The 21,701-nt window shown below is 64.4% G+C and carries 20 protein-coding genes and 1 pseudogene; 13 read left to right on the top strand and 8 right to left on the bottom strand.

Annotated elements, in window-relative coordinates; translation table 11 throughout:
* Positions 1 to 195: 195 nt before the first annotated feature.
* Complete coding sequence (locus AB4Y82_RS10510; RefSeq protein WP_441603036.1) at positions 196 to 435, top strand: BolA family protein; 240 nt, start codon at positions 196 to 198, stop codon at positions 433 to 435.
* A gap of 43 nt (positions 436 to 478) precedes the next feature.
* A complete protein-coding gene (gene murA / locus AB4Y82_RS10505) occupies positions 479 to 1,738 on the top strand; it encodes a UDP-N-acetylglucosamine 1-carboxyvinyltransferase (protein WP_121882351.1) in 1,260 nt (419 codons plus the stop codon).
* A gap of 70 nt (positions 1,739 to 1,808) precedes the next feature.
* Here the strand turns inward: murA and AB4Y82_RS10500 are convergent, their stop codons facing one another.
* The 3 genes from AB4Y82_RS10500 to purM are packed head-to-tail and all read right to left on the bottom strand — an operon-like array spanning position 1,809 to position 4,282.
* On the bottom strand, positions 1,809 to 2,525 hold the full coding sequence (locus tag AB4Y82_RS10500) for a DUF3108 domain-containing protein (protein WP_441603035.1): 717 nt from the start codon (positions 2,523 to 2,525) through the stop codon (positions 1,809 to 1,811).
* A gap of 55 nt (positions 2,526 to 2,580) precedes the next feature.
* Positions 2,581 to 3,249 carry a phosphoribosylglycinamide formyltransferase gene (gene purN / locus AB4Y82_RS10495; protein WP_441603034.1) on the bottom strand — a complete coding sequence of 223 codons (669 nt, stop codon included), beginning with the start codon at positions 3,247 to 3,249 and terminating at the stop codon, positions 2,581 to 2,583.
* Positions 3,250 to 3,253: 4 nt separating this feature from the next.
* The gene (gene purM, locus AB4Y82_RS10490; RefSeq protein WP_441603033.1) at positions 3,254 to 4,282 is read right to left on the bottom strand and encodes a phosphoribosylformylglycinamidine cyclo-ligase; all 1,029 of its coding nucleotides are present in this window, start codon (positions 4,280 to 4,282) and stop codon (positions 3,254 to 3,256) included.
* A 148-nt stretch (positions 4,283 to 4,430) separates the two neighbouring features.
* Between purM and AB4Y82_RS10485 the strand changes: the two genes are divergently transcribed.
* The 3 genes from AB4Y82_RS10485 (at position 4,431) to hda (ending at position 7,384) form a co-directional block, all read left to right on the top strand.
* Positions 4,431 to 5,411 (top strand): DUF2066 domain-containing protein, encoded by a 981-nt coding sequence (locus AB4Y82_RS10485; protein ID WP_441603032.1) that lies wholly within the window; start codon positions 4,431 to 4,433, stop codon positions 5,409 to 5,411.
* A gap of 84 nt (positions 5,412 to 5,495) precedes the next feature.
* Positions 5,496 to 6,683, top strand: coding sequence for an AI-2E family transporter (locus AB4Y82_RS10480; RefSeq protein WP_441611266.1), 1,188 nt, complete (start codon positions 5,496 to 5,498; stop codon positions 6,681 to 6,683).
* The gene (gene hda, locus AB4Y82_RS10475) at positions 6,680 to 7,384 is read left to right on the top strand and encodes a DnaA regulatory inactivator Hda (RefSeq protein WP_441603030.1); all 705 of its coding nucleotides are present in this window, start codon (positions 6,680 to 6,682) and stop codon (positions 7,382 to 7,384) included. Before AB4Y82_RS10480 ends, hda begins: the two co-directional genes overlap by 4 nt.
* 157 nt (positions 7,385 to 7,541) lie before the next feature.
* On the opposite strand, the gene AB4Y82_RS10470 is transcribed toward hda, so the two are convergent.
* The gene (locus tag AB4Y82_RS10470; RefSeq protein WP_441603029.1) at positions 7,542 to 8,345 is read right to left on the bottom strand and encodes an inositol monophosphatase family protein; all 804 of its coding nucleotides are present in this window, start codon (positions 8,343 to 8,345) and stop codon (positions 7,542 to 7,544) included.
* Between the two features lie 156 nt (positions 8,346 to 8,501).
* Between AB4Y82_RS10470 and AB4Y82_RS10465 the strand changes: the two genes are divergently transcribed.
* Complete coding sequence (locus AB4Y82_RS10465; protein WP_441603028.1) at positions 8,502 to 9,275, top strand: RNA methyltransferase; 774 nt, start codon at positions 8,502 to 8,504, stop codon at positions 9,273 to 9,275.
* 122 nt (positions 9,276 to 9,397) lie between these two features.
* Here the strand turns inward: AB4Y82_RS10465 and AB4Y82_RS10460 are convergent, their stop codons facing one another.
* Positions 9,398 to 10,720, bottom strand: coding sequence for a hemolysin family protein (locus AB4Y82_RS10460; RefSeq protein ID WP_441603027.1), 1,323 nt, complete (start codon positions 10,718 to 10,720; stop codon positions 9,398 to 9,400).
* Between the two features lie 158 nt (positions 10,721 to 10,878).
* Here AB4Y82_RS10460 and AB4Y82_RS10455 point away from each other — a divergent pair, with 158 nt between their 5' ends.
* Together AB4Y82_RS10455 and AB4Y82_RS10450 are read left to right on the top strand one after the other, a co-directional pair.
* Positions 10,879 to 11,508, top strand: coding sequence for a DUF47 domain-containing protein (locus AB4Y82_RS10455; protein WP_441603026.1), 630 nt, complete (start codon positions 10,879 to 10,881; stop codon positions 11,506 to 11,508).
* Positions 11,509 to 11,587: 79 nt separating this feature from the next.
* Positions 11,588 to 12,709 (top strand): anion permease, encoded by a 1,122-nt coding sequence (locus AB4Y82_RS10450; protein WP_441603025.1) that lies wholly within the window; start codon positions 11,588 to 11,590, stop codon positions 12,707 to 12,709.
* Positions 12,710 to 13,645: 936 nt separating this feature from the next.
* Here the strand turns inward: AB4Y82_RS10450 and AB4Y82_RS10445 are convergent.
* On the bottom strand, positions 13,646 to 14,050 hold the full coding sequence (locus AB4Y82_RS10445; RefSeq protein ID WP_046973138.1) for a hypothetical protein: 405 nt from the start codon (positions 14,048 to 14,050) through the stop codon (positions 13,646 to 13,648).
* A 75-nt stretch (positions 14,051 to 14,125) separates the two neighbouring features.
* Here AB4Y82_RS10445 and AB4Y82_RS10440 point away from each other — a divergent pair.
* Together AB4Y82_RS10440 and recQ are read left to right on the top strand one after the other, a co-directional pair.
* Positions 14,126 to 14,474: pseudogene (locus tag AB4Y82_RS10440) on the top strand (MGMT family protein).
* A gap of 189 nt (positions 14,475 to 14,663) precedes the next feature.
* Positions 14,664 to 16,481: a DNA helicase RecQ gene (recQ, locus tag AB4Y82_RS10435; protein WP_441603024.1), complete on the top strand. Its 1,818-nt coding sequence runs from the start codon at positions 14,664 to 14,666 to the stop codon at positions 16,479 to 16,481.
* A 134-nt stretch (positions 16,482 to 16,615) separates the two neighbouring features.
* On the opposite strand, the gene AB4Y82_RS10430 is transcribed toward recQ, so the two are convergent.
* The gene (locus AB4Y82_RS10430; protein WP_441603157.1) at positions 16,616 to 16,873 is read right to left on the bottom strand and encodes a hypothetical protein; all 258 of its coding nucleotides are present in this window, start codon (positions 16,871 to 16,873) and stop codon (positions 16,616 to 16,618) included.
* 220 nt (positions 16,874 to 17,093) lie between these two features.
* Positions 17,094 to 18,755: a M28 family metallopeptidase gene (locus tag AB4Y82_RS10425; RefSeq protein WP_441603023.1), complete on the bottom strand. Its 1,662-nt coding sequence runs from the start codon at positions 18,753 to 18,755 to the stop codon at positions 17,094 to 17,096.
* 292 nt (positions 18,756 to 19,047) lie between these two features.
* Between AB4Y82_RS10425 and AB4Y82_RS10420 the strand changes: the two genes are divergently transcribed.
* From AB4Y82_RS10420 to AB4Y82_RS10410, 3 genes are all read left to right on the top strand, one after another.
* The gene (locus AB4Y82_RS10420) at positions 19,048 to 19,443 is read left to right on the top strand and encodes an HU family DNA-binding protein (RefSeq protein WP_046973133.1); all 396 of its coding nucleotides are present in this window, start codon (positions 19,048 to 19,050) and stop codon (positions 19,441 to 19,443) included.
* A 648-nt stretch (positions 19,444 to 20,091) separates the two neighbouring features.
* Positions 20,092 to 20,520 (top strand): phasin family protein, encoded by a 429-nt coding sequence (locus AB4Y82_RS10415; protein ID WP_441603022.1) that lies wholly within the window; start codon positions 20,092 to 20,094, stop codon positions 20,518 to 20,520.
* Positions 20,521 to 21,031: 511 nt separating this feature from the next.
* Entirely contained in the window at positions 21,032 to 21,700 is a 669-nt protein-coding gene (locus AB4Y82_RS10410; RefSeq protein WP_441603021.1) for a DUF1045 domain-containing protein, read from the top strand.
* Position 21,701 lies beyond the last annotated feature (1 nt).

The following is a 21,701-nucleotide window of genomic DNA, read 5'->3' as shown; positions in this document are numbered from 1 at the left end:
GAAACTCGGGTGTATCAATAGGTTGTGGGTGATCAACGGCCTAATTGAGAGGGCGCTGACGTCACGTGTCGTTTCTGCGACAGAGGTTTTCCATTAACATGGCATATTCGCATTTTAACGTCATAGTCGCTGCCATTGGGTTCGGTTCCTGACCGGATCGGCGGCGCTGACCCCAACTCTGCAAGTGGAAAAACCATGGACGCTGCCACCATCCAGGCAATGATCGAACAAGGCCTGCCCGGTGCTCAGGCTTCCGTCAGTGGCGACGACGGCGTGCACTTTGAAGCCCAAGTGGTGGCGGAACAGTTCGCCGGCAAGCTCCCGCTGGCGCGGCACCGCCTGGTTTACGCCACGCTTGGCGATCTCATGGGCGGTGCGATCCACGCGCTGGCCCTCAAGACGCTGACCCCCGCGGAAGTCGCTGCGCGCCATTAAGGCGGCGCTGCACTTCCGAGCCATTCATTCGCAAGGACTTTCCATGGCCAAGATCCTGATCAGTGGCGGCGAGCCGCTCCACGGTGAGGTGGGTATTTCGGGCGCCAAGAACGCCGTACTCCCGATTCTCGCTTCCTGCCTGCTGGCCGACGAGCCGGTGGCGATCAGCAACGTGCCGCATCTGCACGATGTGACGACCTTCATCGAGCTGCTTGGCCAGATGGGCACGCAGCTGGTGCTGGACGACCGCATGAAGATGCACATCGACCCGCGCACCACCGACCGCCACTTCGCCCCGTATGACCTGGTGCGCACCATGCGCGCCTCGATCCTGGTGCTGGGCCCGCTGGTGGCCCGCTTCGGCGAGGCGGAAGTATCGCTGCCCGGCGGTTGCGCGATCGGCTCGCGTCCGGTGGACCAGCACATCCGCGGATTGCAGGCGCTGGGCGCCGAAGTGGTCGTGGAGAACGGCTACATCAAGGCCAAGGCCAAGCGCCTGAAGGGCGCGCGCATCTCGATGGACATGGTCACCGTGACCGGCACCGAGAACATCATGATGGCCGCCGCGCTCGCGCAGGGCACCACTGTGATCGAGAACGCCGCGCAGGAACCGGAAGTGGTCGACCTGGCGCATTGCCTGATCGCCATGGGCGCGCAGATCGAAGGCGCCGGCACCTCCACCCTGGTCATCCACGGCGTGGAGCGCCTGCACGGCGCCGAGTACGAAGTGCTGCCCGACCGCATCGAAACCGGCACCTTCCTGGTCGGCGCGGCAATGACCGGCGGCAAGGTGCGTGCGCGCAACGCCCGCGCCGATACGCTCGATGCCGTGTTGTCCAAGCTGGAAGAAGCCGGCGCGCACATCTCCACCGGCGCCGACTGGATCGAGCTCGACATGCGCGGCCGTCGCCCCAAGGCGGTGAACATCACCACCGCGCCGTACCCGGCGTTCCCCACCGATATGCAGGCGCAGTTCACCGCGCTCAACTGCGTGGCCGAAGGCGTGGGCGTGATCACCGAGACCGTGTTCGAAAACCGCTTCATGCACGCGCTGGAACTGCAGCGCCTGGGCGCGGATATCCGCCTGGAAGGCAATACGGCGATCATCAAGGGCGTGGAAAAGATGAGCGGTGCGCCCATCATGGCGACCGACCTGCGTGCGTCCGCTTGCCTGGTGCTCGCCGGCCTGGTGGCCGAAGGAGACACCACGGTGGATCGCGTGTACCACATCGATCGCGGCTACGAGAACATCGAGGAAAAGCTCGGCGTGCTTGGTGCGAAGATTCGTCGACTGCCTTCCTGAGTCAGGTTTGACATGCGCTATGAAAAAGGCCGCTGATGCGGCCTTTTTCTTTCAGTGCGGCGATAACCGATCAATTGCTCTTGTAACTGACCAACTGCAATTCCAGATTGCCGCCGTCGCTCTGCGAGAGCTTCACCGGTACCGGATATTTCTGCGGTGCGTACCACGCGCTGAAGCTGTTCTGGTCGCTGCTGCGCACCACGCGTTCGGCCTGGAAACTGCCGGCAGGCACCTTCACAGCTTCCTTGCCGGCGACCTTGAATTCCTGCGTTTCCACATTGCGCTTCACCGCAACCGGCAGCGACACGGACTGCTTGCCGCCACGCAGGGCGAGGCCGATCGCGTATGAGGTGGTGTTGCGATCCACCATGCCCGGTGCGCTCGGATACGTCATCGGTCCCTTGCCGTCGTCTACCGTCACCTGGCCGCTGGTCCAGTTCACGTCGGTGTGGCGCTGCTTGTTCTTGAAGCCGGCGTCCATCTTGTAGTCGTAGCTGACGGTTTCCGGCGCACCGTTGTTCCAGCGGAACGTGGTGGTTTCATTCGAGTTGGCGCCAAGTGCCGCCGCGATGCCGCCGGTTCCCTTGATCTGGTTGCTGTACACCCACTGGCCATTGGCTGCGGGCTTGAGCGAGACCACGGCCTCGCCGATCACCTGGCCACCTTGCGATACCTGATAGGTCGCCGTGAACGGGGTAGGTGCGGGTGCCGCGGCAAATGCAACCGATGTGGAAAAGGCCAGCGCGAGGCCGGCAGCGAACGTGCGGAGGGAATGGGATGAGGTCATGGGGACCTCAGTCTACGGGCCGTTCCTGAACGACTTGTAGAGGACTGGAAAACCCTCAGTCAACCAATGCGCCGTGGCGCAGTTGCAGCGGCGCATCCAGCAGCTTGCCGTCCAGCGCCACGCGGTTGGGCGCGATCAGGTCCAGGCGTTGCTCGGCCATCAGTTTGAGCACCGCTGGCAGCAGCTGGTGTTCGAAGGTGAGCAGGCGATGGGCGAGCTGGCCTTCGTCGTCGCCGGGCTGGATCTGGATGCGCGCTTGCGCGATCACCGGGCCGCCATCGAGTTCGGCGGTCACGTAGTGCACGCTGGCGCCGTGCTCCGCGTCGCCCGCTTCGAGCGCGCGGCGGTGCGTGTGCAGGCCGCGATACTTGGGCAGCAGCGACGGGTGGACGTTGATCATGCGACCAACCCACGGCGCGAGTGCCTCGCCGTCGATGATGCGCATGAAGCCGGCGAGCACCAGCACCTGCGCGCCGCTGGCGTCGAGTCGTCGAAACAGTTCGAAGTCGAAATCCCGCCGGTTGGCGAAATCCTTCGGGTTCAGCGTGAAGGTGGGGATGCACGCATCCTTGGCCAGCTGCAGCGCGCCCGCGTTGGGCTTGTCGCTGCCGACCACCACGAAGTCGACCGGCAGCACGCCCGCATCGCGGGCGACGATCAGGGCTTGCAGGTTGCTGCCGCGCCCGGATGCGAGCACGGCGACGCGAAGGCGCGGAGCAGTCACGAACTCAACCGATGTGCACGCGCTCGTCGCCCTGCGCGGGCACGATCTGGCCGATCACCGAGCTGGCCAGGCCATGCTTGGCCAGCAGGGCGCTCGCAGCGTCGACGGCATCGCGCGGCAGGATGACGGTGAAGCCCACGCCGCAGTTGAAGGTGCGCCACATTTCCTCGCGCGCCACGTTGCCTTCGCGCATCAGCCACTCGAACACCGGCGGCAGCACGATGGCGGCCGCATCGATGTGGATGCCGAGGTTGTCAGGCACCACGCGGATGATGTTTTCCTTCAGGCCGCCACCGGTGATGTGGGCCATGCCGTGCACCGGCTGGTTCTTCAGCAGATCCAGCATCGGCTTCACATAGATGGTGGTCGGCGCCATCAGTGCGTCGGCCAGGGTGACGCCGCCCAGATCCAGATCCAGCGGATTGCCGGCGCGCTCGAGGATCTTGCGGATCAGCGAATAGCCATTGGAATGCGGACCGGAGGAGGCCACGCCCAGGATCACGTCGCCGGCCACGATGGCGTTGCCGCTGAGCAGCTGCGACTTTTCCACGGCGCCGACGGTGAAACCGCCCAGGTCGTATTCACCCGGCGGGTACATATCGGGCATTTCCGCCGTTTCGCCGCCGATCAGCGCGCAACCAGCCAGCTCGCAGCCCTTGGCGATGCCGCCGACCACGGCCACGGTGGTGTCCACGTCCAGCTTGCCGGTGGCGAAGTAGTCGAGGAAGAACAGCGGCTCGGCGCCCTGCACCAGCACGTCGTTCACGCACATGCCGACCAGGTCGATGCCGATCGTGTCGTGGCGACCCAGCTGCTGGGCCAGCTTCAACTTGGTGCCCACGCCGTCCGTGCCGGAGACCAGCACCGGCTCCTTGTACTTGCCCGACAGGTCAAAAAGACCGCCGAAACCGCCCAGGCCGCCCATCACTTCGGGACGGGAGGTGCGCTTGACCAGCGGCTTGATGCGTTCGACCACGGCATTGCCTGCGTCGATATCGACGCCAGCGGCGCGGTAGGTGAGTGCGTCGGACATGGGGGCAACCCGGCGGGGAGAAACGACAAATTGTAGCAGCGTAGGGGGATCGTTTCCTGAGTGATGACGCTGAACCGGGACATCTTCGATGGACGCTAGGGGGCGGATTGGGCAGACTTCCGGCGTCCCCCACCGGATTTCGGTCCCCATGCGCCTGTCCCGCCTGCTGCTCGTCTGTTTCATGCTGGGCCTCGCCCCGCTGCTGTCCGTGCATGCGCAGGGGCAGGTGTCGCCGTACACCGTGACCGTGTCCGTGGCCGATACCAGCGAGGCTGCCCGCAACAATGCCTTCGGCGACGCCCTGGCCCAGGTGCTGGCGCGGACCTCCGGCGGCCAGGACCTGAGCGCCAAGCCGGGCTACGCCGATGTGCTCAAGGGCGCCTCGGGCATCGTCCAGCAGTATCAGTACCAGCGGGCCACCACCGGTATGGCCCTGCAGGTCACCTTTGACCAGGCCGCCGTACAGCGCGCCGTGTCCCAGATGGGCGTGTCCGGCGGCGGTTCCCGTCCTCCGGTGCTACTGGTGGTGCGTGATGAGGACGGCAGCGTGCTCACCCGCGATGCGCTGTCCACGCTGACCCAGACCGTTGCCGCCAAGGGCTATAGCACCGTGCTGGCCGATCCGGCCAAGACCGGCGACACACCGAATCTGACCAGTGCCGAGCCCGACCAGGTCGCTGCCATGGCGCGGCAGTACAAGACCGGCCTGATGCTGCTGGGCCAGGTCCATGGCAACGCCGCGGACTGGGTGCTGCTGTCGGGCGGTGCCCAGCAGAAGTGGAGCACGCAGGGCGCCAACGTCGCCGCCGTACTCACCGATGCAGGCAACGGGCTGGCCGACCGTCTCGGCAAGCAGCTCAATGTGATCGGCTCGGTGACGGTCGACGGCAAGCTGTGGGTATCGCAGATCAATTCGGCCATGGATTACGCCAACCTCGTGGCCGTTCTGCGCGCCGATCCCAATGTGCGCCAGGTGACCACGCTCAGCGCGCAGGGCGATGGCATGTTGTTCCTGGTGAAATCCAGCCTGCCGATGGATGCCCTGACCAATAGCCTCGCCGCCGGCGGCCGCGTCCTGCGCGGCGATTCGCATGGCGATGCGGATGCCAGCCTGCGCTGGGTCCACTGATTGCGCCGCGGCGAAAGCCGCGTCATGCGTGCGCCAGCCTGGATCCGGCGCGCGTTTCTTACCGCCTTTCTCATGGGATGAGCCATGTCGATGACGCCTGACAGCTCCCGCCGCTGGCAAATGCTCGCGATCACCGCGGTCATCCTTTACCTGTTCTGGCTGCTGGCGCCGGTGATGATGCCGTTCGTGGTGGCGGCGATGCTGGCTTACCTTGGCGATCCGCTGGCCGATCGTCTGCAGCGGCTGGGCATGGGACGCACGCTGGCGGTAAGCATCGTCTTCATCGTGCTGCTGCTGGTCACCGTTGGCGCGCTGATCCTGCTGGTCCCGCTGATTTCCCGCCAGATCGACAATCTGGTGGACAACATGCCCCGCTATGTGGAGTGGGCCCGCGATACGGCGCTGCCCTGGGTGCAGGCCAAGCTGCACCTCGATCCCAGGGCGTTCGACACCGATCGCCTGATCCAGCAGATCAAGGATCACCTGGGCTCGATCGGCAATGCGGCTTCGGTGGTGCTGGGCAAGATTTCCCGCTCCAGCGTGGGCGTGATTTTGTGGCTCACCAACCTGGTGCTGATCCCGGTGGTGGCGTTCTACCTGCTGCGCGACTGGGACCGCATGGTGGCGTGGATCGACCGCATCCTGCCGCGCTCGATCGAGCCGACTGTTGCCCACCTCGCGCGTGAAGCGGACAGCGTGCTCGGCGCCTTCGTGCGCGGCCAGCTGCTGGTGATGCTCGCGCTGGGCATCTTCTACGGCGTGGCGCTCACGCTGATGGGGCTGTCGGTGGGCCCGCTGATCGGTATGATCGCCGGCTTGCTCAGTTTCGTGCCCTATCTTGGCTTCATCGTGGGCTTCGGCTCCGCGCTGATCGCCGCGATGGTGCAATACGGCGACTGGACGCATGTGCTGATCGTGGTAGGCATCTTCACCGTCGGCCAGTTGCTGGAAGGCTATGTGCTGGTGCCCCAGCTGGTGGGCGACAAGATCGGCCTGCATCCGGTGGCGGTGATTTTTGCCGTGCTGGCCGGCGGTTACCTGTTCGGCTTCCTCGGCGTGCTGTTGGCCTTGCCGGCGGCGTCGGTGATCCTGGTGCTGCTGCGCTACCTGACCGAGCGCTACCGACAAAGCGATTTATACACGGAGGAGGGCGCGGGCGATCCCGTGCTCACCGAAGTGGATGTGGTCGTCGAGACGCCGCAGGGCGAAGTGGAAACCCGCACCGTGGTCGACGACCGAGGCAGCCCGAAGGACGCAGTACCGCCCCCATGATTCCGCAGTTGCCGCTTGCCCTGCGTTGGCCTCGCCGCCAGCGTTTCGAACATTTTCATCCCGGCAGCAACGCCGGGACGCTCGCTGCCGTTGAGCAGCTGGCCCACGCGGCGCACACGCCATGGCTCTACCTGGCGGGGCCCACTGGCAGCGGCAAGAGCCATCTGCTGATGGCCGCATGCCAGGCTGCCATCCAGGGTGGTCGCACGGTGCAATACCTGCCCTTGGCCAGTATCGGCAACCGCGCTGCGGCGATCCGTGGCGTGGCCGGGAGCGAATTCCTGGCGCTGGACGATCTGGGCGCCATCGCGGGCGACCGCGAGGCGGAGCACGCCTTGTTCGACTTGTACAACCAGGCCAAGGCCGAAGGCGCCGCGTTCTTGTTCGCGGCCGAGGTGTTGCCCGTGCAGCTGGGACTGGTGCTGCCGGATCTGCGCTCGCGTCTTGGTGCCTGCCAACAGGCTTTGCTGAAGCCGCTGGACGATGCGGAACGGCGCAACGTGTTGCGTGAGCAGGCGGCGACGCGGGGGATCGAGCTGGACGACACGGTGCTGGATTGGCTGTTCAATCGCTACGCGCGGGATCTGGGCGCGCTGCTTGATCTGCTTGACCAGATCGACCGGGCTTCGCTGGCGGCGAAGCGGCGCATCACGGTGCCGTTTTTGCGGGTTTTTCTGCGTGAGTCTGAGCCGGGCGCCTGATTTTTCCCGTCACCTTGTGGGAGCRCACCCTGTGCGCGACTGAGGTAGAACGCAGCGGGACGGTCGCGCACAGGGTGCGCTCCCACAGGGGTTAGGTGGCTCTGGCTACAAAAAAGGCGCCCGAAGGCGCCTTTTTCTTATGACCAATAACGCAGCCTCACGCCATCAACAAACGCGGCGTCGCATTCGCGCTGATCGCATCCACCATCGCCTGCGCCACATTGAGGTTGCCTGCAATGATGTTGCCGCTTTCCGGGATGCCGTCGCGACCGGCGAAATCGCAGTAGCGACCACCGGCCTCTCGCACCAGCAGGGCGCCGGCGGCCATGTCCCACGGCTTGAGGCCGATCTCGAAGAAGCCGTCGAAGCGACCGGCAGCCACGTAGGCCAGGTCCAGCGCGGCCGAGCCGGAGCGACGGATGTCCTCGGCCTGGCCGAGCAGGGCGCGGGTCATGTCCAGCTGGGAGTCCAGGTGCGAACGCTGGCGATAGGGGAAGCCGGTGCCGATCATCGCGCCGGCCAGATTCTCGCGCTTGGCCACGCGCATGCGGCGGTCGTTGACGTAGGCGCCATCGCCCTTGCTGGCAGTGAACAGTTCGTCGCGCAGCGGATCGAACACCACCGCATACACCGGCTCACCCTTGTCGAGCAGGGCGATGGAAACGGAGAAGTGCGGAATGCCGCGCAGGTAGTTGTGCGTGCCGTCCAGCGGATCGATCACCCACACCAGCGGGCCCTTGCCGATCGCGCCGCTTTCCTCGGCGAGGAAGGCGTGGGTGGGGTAGGCGCGCTTGAGTTCCTTCACGATCTCGGCTTCGGCCAGGCGATCGACTTCCGAGGCGAAGTCCATGCGCTGCTTCTCGACGATATTGAGTCCGTCGATGCGGTTCATATAGCGCAGGATGATGTTTCCTGCGGCGCGCGCGGCGCGCACCGCGACATTAATGGCGGGTCTTGGCATGGCTTCGGCTTTCAAAAGAACGGGGTTTTGGCCGCGAAGTCTATCAGAGACATGGCCGCGAGGCAGTCCCGGGAGGCCGACCGGGCGCGTCGCGTTTGACAGGAAGCCCGGAGGTTTCCAAGCTTTGCGCCCGTTTACCCGAGTTTTCCTGCCCCGATGAGCGCTGAATCCGACCTCGCCGCCCGCATCCGCTACGTGCTGGTGCGCACCTCGCACCCCGGCAATATCGGCAGCGCAGCCCGCGCCATCCGCACCATGGGCTTCGACCGGATGGCCCTGGTGGCCCCGCACCGCTTCCCGGACCGGGAGGCTTCGGCCCTGGCCGCCGGCGCCGACGAGGTGCTGGAAAACGCCACCGTGAGCGAAGGTCTGGTCGATGCCCTGGCCGGCACCAGCCTGGCCCTGGGCCTCTCGGCCCGCCGCCGTGGCGTGGACCTGGAGGAACTCACCCCGCGCGAAGCCGCCAGCCGTGCCCTGGCCGCGGCTGCCCGCGGCGAGCAGGTGGCCCTGGTGTTCGGCAATGAGCGCACCGGCCTGGAGAACGAAGAACTGGCGCGCTGCCACGCGATGGTGCGCATCCCCAGCGTGGACGATTTCAGCTCCTTGAATCTCTCGCAGGCCGTGCAGGTGATGGCGTACGAGTTGCGCGTGGCATCGCTGGGCGAGGTGAATGTACCGGTTCGCGCGGACGCCGAACCACCGGCCGATGCGGCGCAGATGGAGCGCTTCTTCGAGCACCTGTCGCAGATGCTCGACGATATCGATTTCCACAAGGGACGCGCGCCCACCACCATCATGTTGCGCCTGCGCAAGCTGTTTCAGCGGGCGCAGCCTGATGAGCGCGAGTTGCGCGTAATGCATGGCATTTTTGCCGATGCACAGCGGATGGCGCAGATTGCTACGGACAAGATCAAGGCGTCGAAGGGCTGAGTAGATCGCTGCGCGACGCTTGGTTCCATTGTGGGAGCGCACCCTGTGCGCGACGGCGAGGCATGGATCGAAACCGAGGCCGTCGCGCACAGGGTGCGCTCCCACAGAAACGCTCTCAGGCCTTAGAACCCGTCTTCTTCCACATCAATCTTCGGCAACCGCGCTACCAGCAGCTTGTCGATGCGCGCACCGTCCAGATCCACCACTTCCACCCGGAAGCCGCGCCACTCGAAGGTTTCGCCGGTCTGCGGGATGTGGCCGAGCACGGCCATCACCATGCCTGCCGCCGTGCGGTATTCATGCTCTTCCTCGCCGGGCAACGCATCGACCCCCAGCAGTTCACGCAGGTCGTCGGTGGACAGCGAGCCGTCGATCAGCCAGCTGCCATCCTCGCGAGGCGTGATCAGCGGGCTTTCCTTGGTGTCGCTGCTGCCCAGCTGGGTGGCGCCCACAATGGCGGCTAGCAGGTCATTGAGTGTCACCAGACCTTCGATGTCGCCGTATTCGTCGACGACGAGCGCCAGTTGCGTTTCCGCATCGCGGAATTCTTCCAGCAAGTCCAGCGCTCGTGCGGTAGCGGGCACGTAGAGCGGCTTGGAGAGCTGGCCGAAGATGTCGGGCTTGCCTTCGGCATAGCTGCGCAGCAGGCGCTTTACTTCGACCACGCCGAGAATGTCGCTTTCGTCGCCGCGGTATACCGGGTAGCGCGAGTAAGGCGTGGTGCGCAGGATCTCAGCGCTCTCCTGGTAATTGGCCGCTGCATCCAGCCACACGATGCGCGTGCGCGGCGTCATCACGCTGTCCACCGTGCGATCGCCCAGGCGCAGCACGCGATTGACCATGTTGTGTTCGTCGCGATCAAGCACGCCGTGCTCGGCGCTTTCCGCCACCAGCAGGCGGATTTCCTCTTCCGTGGCCACGTCGCTGCCGCGTCCCTTAACGCGCAGCAGGCGCAACAGGAAGCTGCTGGAAAGATTGAGCAGCCACACGAAGGGCGCGGTGATGCGCGACAACACCATCATCGGCATCGACACATAGCCGGAGATCAGCTCGGGCGCGGACAGCGCGAGGCGCTTGGGCACCAGCTCGCCAATGACGATATTGATGAAGGAAATCAGCACAAAGCCCAGCACCAGGCCGATGATCCTGGCATAGGGCTCGATCCAGGCTGCGCGTCCGCCATGGATGGCGTTGGCAATGTGGTCGCCCAGCGCATCGCCGGCCAGGGCGCCGGTAATCAGGATCACCATGGTCATGCCCACCTGGACGGTGGAAAGGAAGCGCTCGGGTGCTTCGGCATTGCGCAGGGCCATGCGGGCACGGCGGCTGTCGCGGGCCATGTGCTTGAGGCGGCTCTTGCGCGAGGCCACCAGGGCCATTTCCGACAACGCGAAAAAGCCGTTGAACAGGGAAAGCACGATGACGAGGGCGATTTCGGTCAGCATGCGGGTCGCCGGCCGGTGGGGAGGTCGCGTTTGGACATGAGACGCAGTGTAAGTCCTAAGAGGCCCGGAGGGGCCGGCAGGGTTTGATGCGGTGCGGCTCGGGGCTCCTGTAACATATCCGTCATTTTCCGCCCCCCTCGCACCCAGGCAATAACCGCATGTTTTCATTGCAAACGATTTTCGGCAAAGGCGACAAGTTCTATGGCCTGCTCGAACAGAGCGCCGAGGCTGCTCGCGAAAGCGCCAAGGCCCTGCACGAGCTGGTCACGCGCCGGGACCACGCCCCGGTGATGGCTGCCTTCGCCGCCGCGCGCCAGCGCGAGAAGGCGCTGGCGGGGCAGATCAGCGAGGAACTGGTGAACACCTTCGTCACCGCGCTGGATCGCGAGGACATCGAAGCGCTCAACTCGGCGCTCTACAAGATTCCCAAGACCATCGAGAAGTTTGCCGAGCGCTACGAGATCGTCGCCGATCGAGTGAGCGATGTGGATTTCGCCGCTCGCGCGCTGATCCTGGAACGCGCCACCGGCGTGGTGTCGGAAATGATCGGCGAGCTGCGCCGCGGCCTGCGCATCGATCCGGTGAAGAAGCTGCAGGATCGCTTGCAGACGCTGGAGTCGGAAGGCGATCGCATGTTGCTCTCGCCGTACCGCACGCTGTACGTGGAAGGCGGCGATGCGATGCGCGCGATGCTGGCGAAGGACTTGTTCGAGCTGCTCGAAAAAGCCATCGACAAGTGCCGCGACGTGGGCAATACCGTGTACTCGATCGTGCTGAAGAATTCCTGAGGCGCGACCTGATGAATCCCTTTCAAGTAAGCCGCCCGGTTGTGTTCCGGGCTTACGGCGTTGTGCGCGGGGTGCGCGCATGAGCATCGGTCTGGCTATTGCCGTGGTGCTGATCGCGCTGGCTTTCACCTATATCAACGGCTTCCACGACACCGCCAACTCCATCGCCACGGTGGTGGCGACCAAGGTGCTGACGCCCGGCCAGGCCGTGATGATGGCCGCGATCACCAACCTGATCGGTGCACTGTGGGGCACGGCGGTGGCCAAGACCATCGCGTCGGGCCTGATCGATACGCATGTCATCGATGCGGGGCCACAATTGCTCATCTGCGCCTTGCTGGCCGCCACGGTGTGGAACCTCATCACCTGGTGGTGGGGTCTGCCTTCCAGTTCCAGTCACGCACTCGTTGGTGCGCTGGTCGGCGCGGCGATCGCGGCGTCCGGCAACAACTTCGCTTCGGTGATCTGGTCGCAGGGCGGCGCGCACTGGTGGGATGGCAAGGGCGTGGTGCCCAAGGTCATCCTGCCGATGGTGATTTCACCCTTGCTGGGTTTCATCATCGGCTTTCTGTTGATGGGCGGGTTGTATGCCTTGCTCAGCTGGTTCTCCAGTCGCACCGGCTTCCTGCGGCGATTTGGTCGCACGCCATTCGTGAATGCGTTTTTCGGCAAGGCGCAGATCGTCTCGGCCAGCGCGATGGGTCTGGCGCACGGCATGAACGATGCGCAGAAGAGCATGGGCATCATTGCGCTCGCCCTGGCGGGCGCAACCACCGCCGGTCAGTTTGACGGCCTGCCCGAGTGGCTTAGCTTCCTGCGCATTCATGGTTCGGCTGATGGTGGCTTCAATGTGCCCGCGTGGGTCGCCGTGGTTTGCGCACTGACGATGGCTGGCGGTACCGCAGGTGGTGGCTGGCGCATCATCAAGACGCTGGGTCACAAGATGGTGAAGCTGCATCCCATCAACGGCTTCGCGGCCGAGGGCAGCTCGGCGGCGGTGATTCTCACCGCGTCGGCCTTCGGCATTCCGGTGTCGACCACGCATAACGTGTCGGCGTCGATCATGGGTGTGGGTGCGGCCAAGCGCTGGAATGCGATCCGTTGGTCGGTGGTGGAGCGGATGGTGTGGGCGTGGATTCTTACGTTGCCGATTACGGCGTTGTTGGCGTATGGGTTTGTGAGGTTGGCGGCGACGTTTTGAGTGGGGTTTGGTTGTTGTGGCTTGCTGATTGATCAAGTGTGCAAGCGAGCAAGCGGTGCGCCACACTTCTCCCTCTCCCCTCCGGGGAGAGGGCCGGGGTGAGGGGCGGGTGCTCGCGGGAACGTTTCTTCTTTGCCGTCGTCCCGGCGCAGGCAGGGAGCCAGAGCCTCGGTTTCTGGTTGCCGCGTCACCGCCAGCGTGCCGCCTACGACGCAAAGCTAGTCCCTGTGGGACGCGGCGGGCGTTTCGAACGGCTGCCGCCGCTCGAGTCACTTTTCTTTGCTGGCCCAAAAGATCCCACGGGACTAGCTTCGCGTCGAAAGTAACCCAAAGAAAATGGCCTGATAACGCCCGCAGCATCGTGTTGGGATAAGCCCGATCGCTTGAGGTGCGTCGTTGTGGGACAACCTCCGAGGGTACACAGCGGGTACTGCAAAGCGCTGCGCAACGCGCCCGAATCGCTGAGGACTTAAAGCGGGGCCTCGCTGCGCATCGGCTTTGGGTCACACATAGCGCACTTGGTGCCACGCCTGGCGCTTGTCTGTGGGAGCGCACCCTGTGCGCGACAGCCACGCCACGGTGTACCGCTCCGTAGGTTTGTCGCGCACAGGGTGCGCTCCCACAAAGAGCCGATCGGTACCGGCCTGCGCGATCCCTTGCAGGAGCGCACTTGTGCGCGACCGCAGCGCCGGGATGTACCGCTCCGTAGGTTTGTCGCGCACAGGGTGCGCTCCCACAAAGAGCCGATCGGTACCGGCCTGCGCGATCCCTTGTAGGAGCGCACTTGTGCGCGACCGCAGCGCCGGGATGTACCGCTCCGTAGGTTTGTCGCGCACAGGGTGCGCTCCCACAGTCGCGATGCGGCCGCCTGCATAGAAACGCGGTGCGCGGCGTCTGCCTCCGTTCCTGTGGGGGGGGGGGCAGAACCGCCCTCAATCAGAGGTCATCGCCCCCAGCCGCAACGATCCTCTCCAACTGATCACCCAGCTCCCCCAGCTCCTCAATCAGACGCCTCAATTCCACCGCATCCAGCAATTCATACGGCCGGTTTTCGCACAGGTGCAGATAGGGCGAACCATCCAGGTCGGCGACAGCCAGGAAGCCTTTGCGTTGCTCCCAGTTGAAACGCAGGCATCGGCGCGGGTCAGCGCCGGCGAGCGGGCCCACCGGCGTGGAGATGCGCAGATAGCGGCGGCCGGACTCGTCTTCGAGTTCGGCGAGATAGATGCCCTGATGCCGGTCGTGCGGCAAAGTCAGATCAAAACTGATCAGATAAGGGTCGTTGTGGCGCAGCGCGTGCAAGCTGCCGATGTGGGAACGCACGGCTTCGAAATGGCGCATGGTGCGATCTCCTTGGCAGGCCGATCCAGGCTCGCTACTGTGCCACGACCCGGTGTAAAGAGCCTGTTGAAGATCATGGACAAGCCCAAATCCGACGCGCACGCCCGCATCTTTGCTGCCATCGCAGCTATTCCTGCCGGCCGCGTCGCCAGCTACGGCGCCATCGCAGCGCGAGCGGGACTGCCGGGGCGCACGTCTGGTCGGCAGGGCGCTCGGCGAAGTTCCGGACGGCATGGAGCTTCCCTGGTTTCGCGTGCTGCGCTCCAGCGGTCATATCGCGTTTCCCCCGGGCAGTCGGGCCTTTCGCGAGCAGAGCAAGCGCCTGAAAGCGGAGGGCGTGGAAGTGAAGAATGGCCGTGTGCCGTTGGCAAGCTTTGGCCTGGATGCCAATCTCGATCGGGCCTTGTGGGGCATGCCGGGTTAGATCTGCCCGCGTGGCGAACATCGGATGTCATCGATTGCCTGCCGCCATGCCTGCGCGCGCTTGAACGGCTGCGCTTAGTCGGTTTTCTCCCGAGCAGTGCGTCGGCTGCGTGGCCGATCTGCGTACGTCTTGACAAAGGACAGCGGCGCGAGACGCAAAGCCGCATTCGACATTTGCTAGCATTCGCCGATGCTTCCTGCCCCTCTCGATATTCTTCAAAGCGTTTTTGGCTACGCGCAATTTCGCGGTCAGCAACAAGCCGTCGTCGAGCAATTGATCGACGGCGGCGACGCCTTGGTGCTGATGCCCACGGGTGGCGGCAAGTCGCTGTGCTATCAGATTCCTGCGTTGGTGAGGCAGGGCACAGGCATCGTGGTGTCGCCGTTGATCGCCTTGATGCAGGACCAGGTGGACGCGCTGCGCGAGGCCGGCGTTTCCGCGGCTTATCTCAATTCCAGCCTGGGCGCGGAAGACCAGCGCGAGGTGGAGCGACGCCTGCTGGCCGGTGAGTTGAACCTGCTTTATGTCGCGCCAGAGCGACTGCTGACGTCGCGATTTCTCGGTTTGCTCGAAAGCACCGAGGTGGCGTTGTTCGCCATCGACGAAGCGCATTGCGTGTCGCAATGGGGGCACGATTTCCGCCCTGAGTATCGCGAGCTGGCGGTGCTGCATCAACGTTTCCCGCAGATTCCACGCATCGCGCTCACCGCAACAGCCGATCAGCGCACGCGCGATGAAATCGTCGAACGGCTGGCGCTGCAAGAGGCGCGTCAGTTCGTTTCGAGTTTTGATCGACCGAACATCCGCTATCAGGTCGGCCTGCGTCACAACGCGCGACGCCAGTTGATGGAATTTCTGGAGCGGCATCGCGGAGAGACGGGCATCGTCTATGCGCTGAGCCGACGGAAGGTGGATGAAACGGCGACGTGGCTGACGGAAGCGGGCATCGAGGCGTTGCCCTATCACGCCGGTCTGGACGCCGCGACGCGCAACGCGAACCAGCGACGTTTCCTGCGCGAAGACGGCGTGGTGATGGTGGCCACGGTGGCGTTCGGCATGGGCATCGACAAACCCGATGTGCGCTTTGTCGCGCACCTTGATCTGCCGCGCAGCATGGAAGGTTATTACCAGGAAACCGGCCGTGCGGGGCGCGACGGCCTGCCGTCCGAGGCATGGATGATTTACGGCCTGTCGGACGTGGTCACGATGAGCCAGATGATTGCGCAATCGGAATCGGCGGATGAGCGCAAACGCGTCGAACGCCAGAAACTGGAATCGCAGCTGGCGTATGCGGAAGCCACGCAATGCCGCCGTGAGCTGTTGCTCGCCGCATTCGGCGAATCGTTCCAGGGGCCCTGCGGCCATTGCGACAACTGCATCGAGCCGCCCAAGACGTGGGATGCCACGGTGCCTGCGCAGAAAGCGCTATCCGCGGTTTATCGGAGCGGCCAGCGCTTCGGTTCCGGTCATGTCATCAGCATCTTGCGCGGGGAAGACAGCACGCGCATGACGGACTTGGGCCACGATCGCCTTTCCACCTTCGGCATCGGCGCCGATATGGACGAGAAGCAATGGCGCTCGGTGTTTCGCCAGTTGCTCGCGATGGGCTTGCTGGAAGCCGATGCGGAAGGCTTCGGCACGCTGCGCCTGAGCAAGGCCAGTCGCGAGGTGCTTGTGGGCAATCGTTCGGTGCGATTGCGCGAGGACGCCACGCCGGCACGTGCCACGCGCAAGCGTCGCCGCGACAGCCAGCTGGTGACGGGCGGCAGCCTTGGCGTGGAGGCTTACGAGCAGCCGCTATGGGATGAATTGCGCAAGCTGCGTACGCAGCTTGCGAAGCAGCATGGCGTGCCGCCCTATGTGATCTTCCACGACGCGACCTTGCTGGCGATGTTGCGCGCCTTGCCTTCGAACGAATCGGAGCTGTCGGCGATCAGTGGCGTGGGTGGGGCGAAGCTAAAGCGCTATGGGCGGGATTTTTTGGCGGTGATTAACGCCCACGAGTAGCGATGGTGCCGGAAGAGCAGCCACGCTTTCTCGAACACCGCCCCTCACCGCCGTAAAGGTGGCAAAGTCCCGGCCCTCTCTCCCACAGGGACTTCCTTCGGGTCGCCCGGAGGGAAAAAGAGAAGTGAGATGGCCTAGCCAGCCAGCCGCCAGCGCGTGCCTTCGCTCGATACGCGCGAATGCGCCAGGGCAAGTTCGGGGATATAGCGCCACTCGGTCAGTTCGCCAGGGAGGCGCGCCTGCGGGCAGTCGATGCGAGTGGCGATGAGCGCGGCTTCGGCCGTTTCGTGGCGACCCATTTCCAGTTCATCGCACAGTACGCGCCATTGGCGGCCGTGGCGGACGATGCGGAACAGGCCGGTTTTGGAGGGGTGAACGTATTGCGCCAGCATAGGATTCAACTTTTTTGAAGTCCGTTGTGGGCAGCTTGCCGTCGAAGCATGACCTTCTTGTGATTCCTGTCTGGCTCGACGGTGACTGCCATATTTCCGTTGTGTTTTGCCGTCATCTGAATCAGCTTCGCGTGAAAATCGTGTTCCCACGGGTTGGAACGGTTAAAGAAAAAGGCCCGCATTGCTGCGGGCCTCTTCATGTACTGCAACGTAACCGCGCTTATTTGCGCTGTGCCGCCGTCGCGTCGCGGGCCGCGCGGAATTCCGAATCCTTGCTCCAGTTGGGCCAGGTGTCGGAGTTGGCGAGGTCGCTACCGAGCTTGTAGAGGATCTGCAGATCGCGGGCCATGCCCGTGAACGGCCAATCCGCCTGCCACTCATCGGACGGCTGGTGATAGTGCTTGGCCACGTATTCGTCCTCGGCCGCCTTGCCGGCAGCCAGGCCGCCGTCAACCCAGTCGTTGCCCGAACCAAAGGAAACCGCCGGCACGCCACGCTTGGCGAAGGAGAAGTGATCGGAGCGGAAGAAGTGGCCGGCTTCGGGCTTGGGATCGGCCGAGTACACCAGGTTCCACTGCTTGGCCGTGGTGGTCAGCTCATCGAGCAGGTCGAGCTTGGCGCTGCCGGAGATGGTGAAGTTGCGCGACGGGCCGTGCGGATCGAGCGCATCCATGTTGATGTCGGCCACGGTGCTGGCGAGCGGGTAGAGCGGCTTGGAGGCGTAGTACTCCGAACCCAGCAAGCCCTTCTCTTCGGCGGTGACGTTGAGGAACACCACCGAGCGTTCCGGCTTGGGCTGGCTGGCGAAGGCGCGGGCCAGTTCGATCAGCGCAGCAGTGCCGGTGGCGTTGTCCACCGCGCCGTTGTAGATCTTGTCGCCCTTGGCATCGGGGGCGCCCACGCCCAGGTGGTCCCAGTGCGCGCTGTAGATCACCGTCTCGTTCGGGCGCTTGCTGCCCTCGACGCGGCCCACGATGTTGTGGGAGGTGATCACCTTGGAGTTGATCTTGTAGTTGGCCGAGAAGGTCTCGCCCTTGAGCACCACCGGCTTGAAGTCGCGCGTCTGCGCCTGCTTCTTCAGCGCTTCGAAATCAAGGCCGGCAGACTTGAACAGGTCAACTGCCACATCGCGCTGGATCCATGCTTCCACCGGCGTATGTGCGCTGGCGGGATGGTCGCGCACGACGTCGAACTGGGTGTTGGTGTTGGAGTTGGCCACCGTCGCCCAGCCGTAGGAGGCCGGTGCGGTTTCGTGCACGATCAGCATGCCGGCTGCGCCCTGGCGAGCGGCTTCTTCGTACTTGTAGGTCCAGCGGCCGTAATAGGTCATGGCCTTGCCGCCGAAATCGCCCACGCCGGTTTCAAAATCCGGGTCGTTGATCAGCACGACGGCGATCTTGCCCTTCAGGTCCACGCCCTTGAAGTCATCCCAGTTGCGCTCCGGCGCCTTGACGCCATAGCCCACGAACACCAGCGGCGCGTCCTTGATCGACACGGCCTTGGAGCCGTCGAGCGCGGAACGCACGGCGATTTGCTGGCCCTGGGTCAGCGCCTGGGTCTTGCCATTGACGGTGAACGACAGCGACGGCGTGCCGGCGATATCGGACTGCAGCAGCGGTACCGCCTGCGTCCACTCGCGCTTGCCGTTCTTGAGGTCGCCACCGGGCTGCACGCCGGCTGCCTTGAACTGGGCAACCACGTAATCGATGGTCTTGGTTTCGGCCGCCGTAGCGGGGCCGCGGCCTTCGAAGGCATCGGACGAAAGCGTTTTGACGTCGTCCGACAAACGGTGCGGGTCGAACGTCGGGGTGGTCGGTGCATCGGCGGCGAACAGCGCCGACGTCACAGACAGGGCGAGCAGGGATAAGGCCAATCGCTTCATGGGCAGCACCTAGCGTGGAGACGAAGCTCGATAGTAGAGATGGCTGGCGCCGCCGGTCCATAGCCGCCTGAGGCGAATCCGCTGGCAAGCGGCGGGGAGGGGTTAGGAAAAGCCCTAAAAAACAGCCTTTCCGAGTGCCCGATCGTGACTTTCTTCACCCCTTCCGGGCCAATATCGAAAAAAAACCGCAATTTTTCCGTCTTGCAGCTTGGCGTGATGGGCTGGCATGCCATACATTCCGCATGCCGAGAGGCATCAAACACCATCTCTATTGATCACCACGGGGAAATGTATGGCGAAGGCGCAAAAAGCAGCAGCAAAGAAGAAGGCCGCTCCGAAGGCAGCTCCGAAGGCCGCCAAGGCGGTTGTTCACAAGCCGATCAAGGACGCACTGGGCAAGTCGGGCCTCGTGGCTCACATCGTTGAAGCCAGCGGCGTGGCTGCCAAGGACGTGCGCGCGGTGTTGGCCTCGCTCGAAGGCGCGGTGACGGGCTCGGTGCACAAGAAGGGTGCCGGTCATTTCACCATGCCGGGCCTGCTGAAGATCACGGCCGTCAACGTGCCGGCCAAGCCCAAGCGCAAGGGCATCAACCCGTTCACCAAGGAAGAGCAGTGGTTCGCTGCCAAGCCCGCCACGGTGAAGCTGAAGATCCGCGCGCTGAAGAAGCTCAAGGACGCCGCTCTCTGAGCGTAGCGTTTCACTAGAGCATTCTCGCCAGGTGCGGCCCTTGCGCCGCACCTGGTGTCTTCGAGAAGTGGCTTATCGCTGCGCAGCCAGCGGCCACTGGCACCGACCGCATCGACGCCTGTCGGTACCGATCATCCGACCCACCTGAAGATCCAGCGGCAGTTCGGCGTCCTTGCCGGCCGCGTGGTCCGCCTTCACCCTCGACACGCGCCCTTGAACGCCACGGCATGCACGCGGGCAGATAGCTGTGCGCGGATAGACGCCTCGCGCCGGCGTGGCACCTGCCTGTCGGGAGCACTCCTCCAGCACGCGGATCGACGCGAACTTCTACGTTGTTGTCCTTGGCGCAGCGTGTCTTGGCCGTCCGCACGGCATCGTCGAGCTACAGGTTTATGCAGGTTTTCGCGACTGGTCCCCCTAAAAACAACGACGAGCGAACCCATCCGCACCGCGCGCTGAATTGCTGCCACCGACGTCATGTGGACGATCAAGGCCGTACCGATCACACATTTCGTTGAGGCCGGAAGGTTCATGCTCCCGTCGCGCAGCTGGTCCATAGTGGCCGGAGGTGTCATGGCGACACCTGTGCAAAGCCGTCGCCGGAGGGCGATGGCGCAACCGCAAAAGATCTCCCACTGAGGGCATGACATGGCTAACCCGAGCGATCTCCCGTTGAGCCTCTACAAAGCCAACACCGAGCTTCAGTTGCGCGTGAACAAGCTGGTGATGGAAAACTGGAAGAAATGGCTGGAGCTGTCCACCCGGGCGATGGACGACGGCATCGCAGAACAACAGGCGCGAGTGGAACACCTGATCAAGGCGCAGGATTGGGCGGCCCTGGCATCCATGCCCGCCGATACCTTCTGGCGACAGCTGCAGCAGCGCATGGGCGATGCCAGCGTCACCAACCAGATCGCCGCCAACGTGCAGGCGCATTTCGCCAAGGGCCTGCAGGATGCCGTGCAGACCTGGCAGAAGGACACCGCCAGCGCGCTGGGCGGCGTGGGCGACATGAGCCTGTCCGAACCTTGGAAGGACATACTTTCGCCGTGGGGCAAGTTCCACCCGATCAGCTGAAGGCGATCGCCGTGACACCTGGCCTTGGCGCCGGGTGTCGCGCCGGGCTGGTCCAGCGCCCGTCGTCCATCGGCTCGCGTCCGGCCGACGCGCGCCTTCGTTCTGCCGACTCCATCGCGTTACCCCGGCGGCGCTCATGGTCAACTCTGCCGCTGCCGTGCTGGTCCGTCGCGCGGCAAGGGGATGGGCGACGCGCACGACGCGCAGTCGACTGCTGAGGAGCAGGAGGGCGCGCGGCCACAGTTCGCGCCGATTCCCCGTCTTGTCACATAGGTTTAGTTAGCTAGGGGGCGCAGCGCCATCAGGCGCGGCCTGTCGATGGTGCCGGTACGGGACTGTCGACAGCGGATTTTGAACTGGCAGGGGGACGGGTGAAGCGAGGACAGGGCAGGGCGCTTCAGGGCAATGACGCTGCGGGGATGGCTCGCACGCGCGCACCTGATGCATGGCGTGGCGGGCCCCGTCGACTCGGGCGCATACCGCTGCTGCGGGTATCGCTGGTCGGCAGCTGATGCGTTACGCCATTTATTTCTGCCCCGCGCCGGCGAGCGCGCTGGCTGCCCTGGGGCGCGACTGGGTGAGCACCGAGCTGGCTGCCAATGGCATTCCGGGGATCGGGCTGACGCGCTGGAATGCCCTGTTGGCCGATGTGCGCCGCTACGGCTGGCATGCGACGTTGCGATCTCCGTTCACGTTGTCGCCGGATGTCGACCTGGCTGAATTACGCCAGGCATTGCATGTCGTCGCCCGGTCACACGCGCCGATCAACCTGACGCTGCGTTGTGCGCGGCTCGCCGGCTTTCCGGCGCTGCGCCCACTGGGCGACAGCAAAGCGGTGAATGCCCTGGCAGCGGCCTGCATCGAGGCGATCGAGCCCTTGCGACTGCCGCTGGCGGAACACGATTTTCAGCGTCGCGCCTCCGGGCTCGATGCCATCGAAACTCACTACCTTGGACGTTACGGGTATCCCTACGTGTTTGAACGCTACCGTTTCCACATGACGCTATCGGCACCTGCTTCCGTCGACGAAGAGCGCGCACTGCAACGCTGGTTGTCGCTGCGCGCATCGATGCTGCCGACGGCGCGCATCGATGCGCTGACCTTGTGCGTGGAGTCCTCGCCCGGCGCCGCTTTTGAGCCCTTCGAACGCATCGCGCTGCACAAGGCATCGGCGGCATGAC

It is taken from the genome of Dyella sp. 2YAF14, from assembly GCF_052114725.1.
Taxonomy (GTDB): Bacteria; Pseudomonadota; Gammaproteobacteria; order Xanthomonadales; family Rhodanobacteraceae; genus Dyella.
This window is presented reverse-complemented; position numbering and strand designations above follow the sequence as displayed.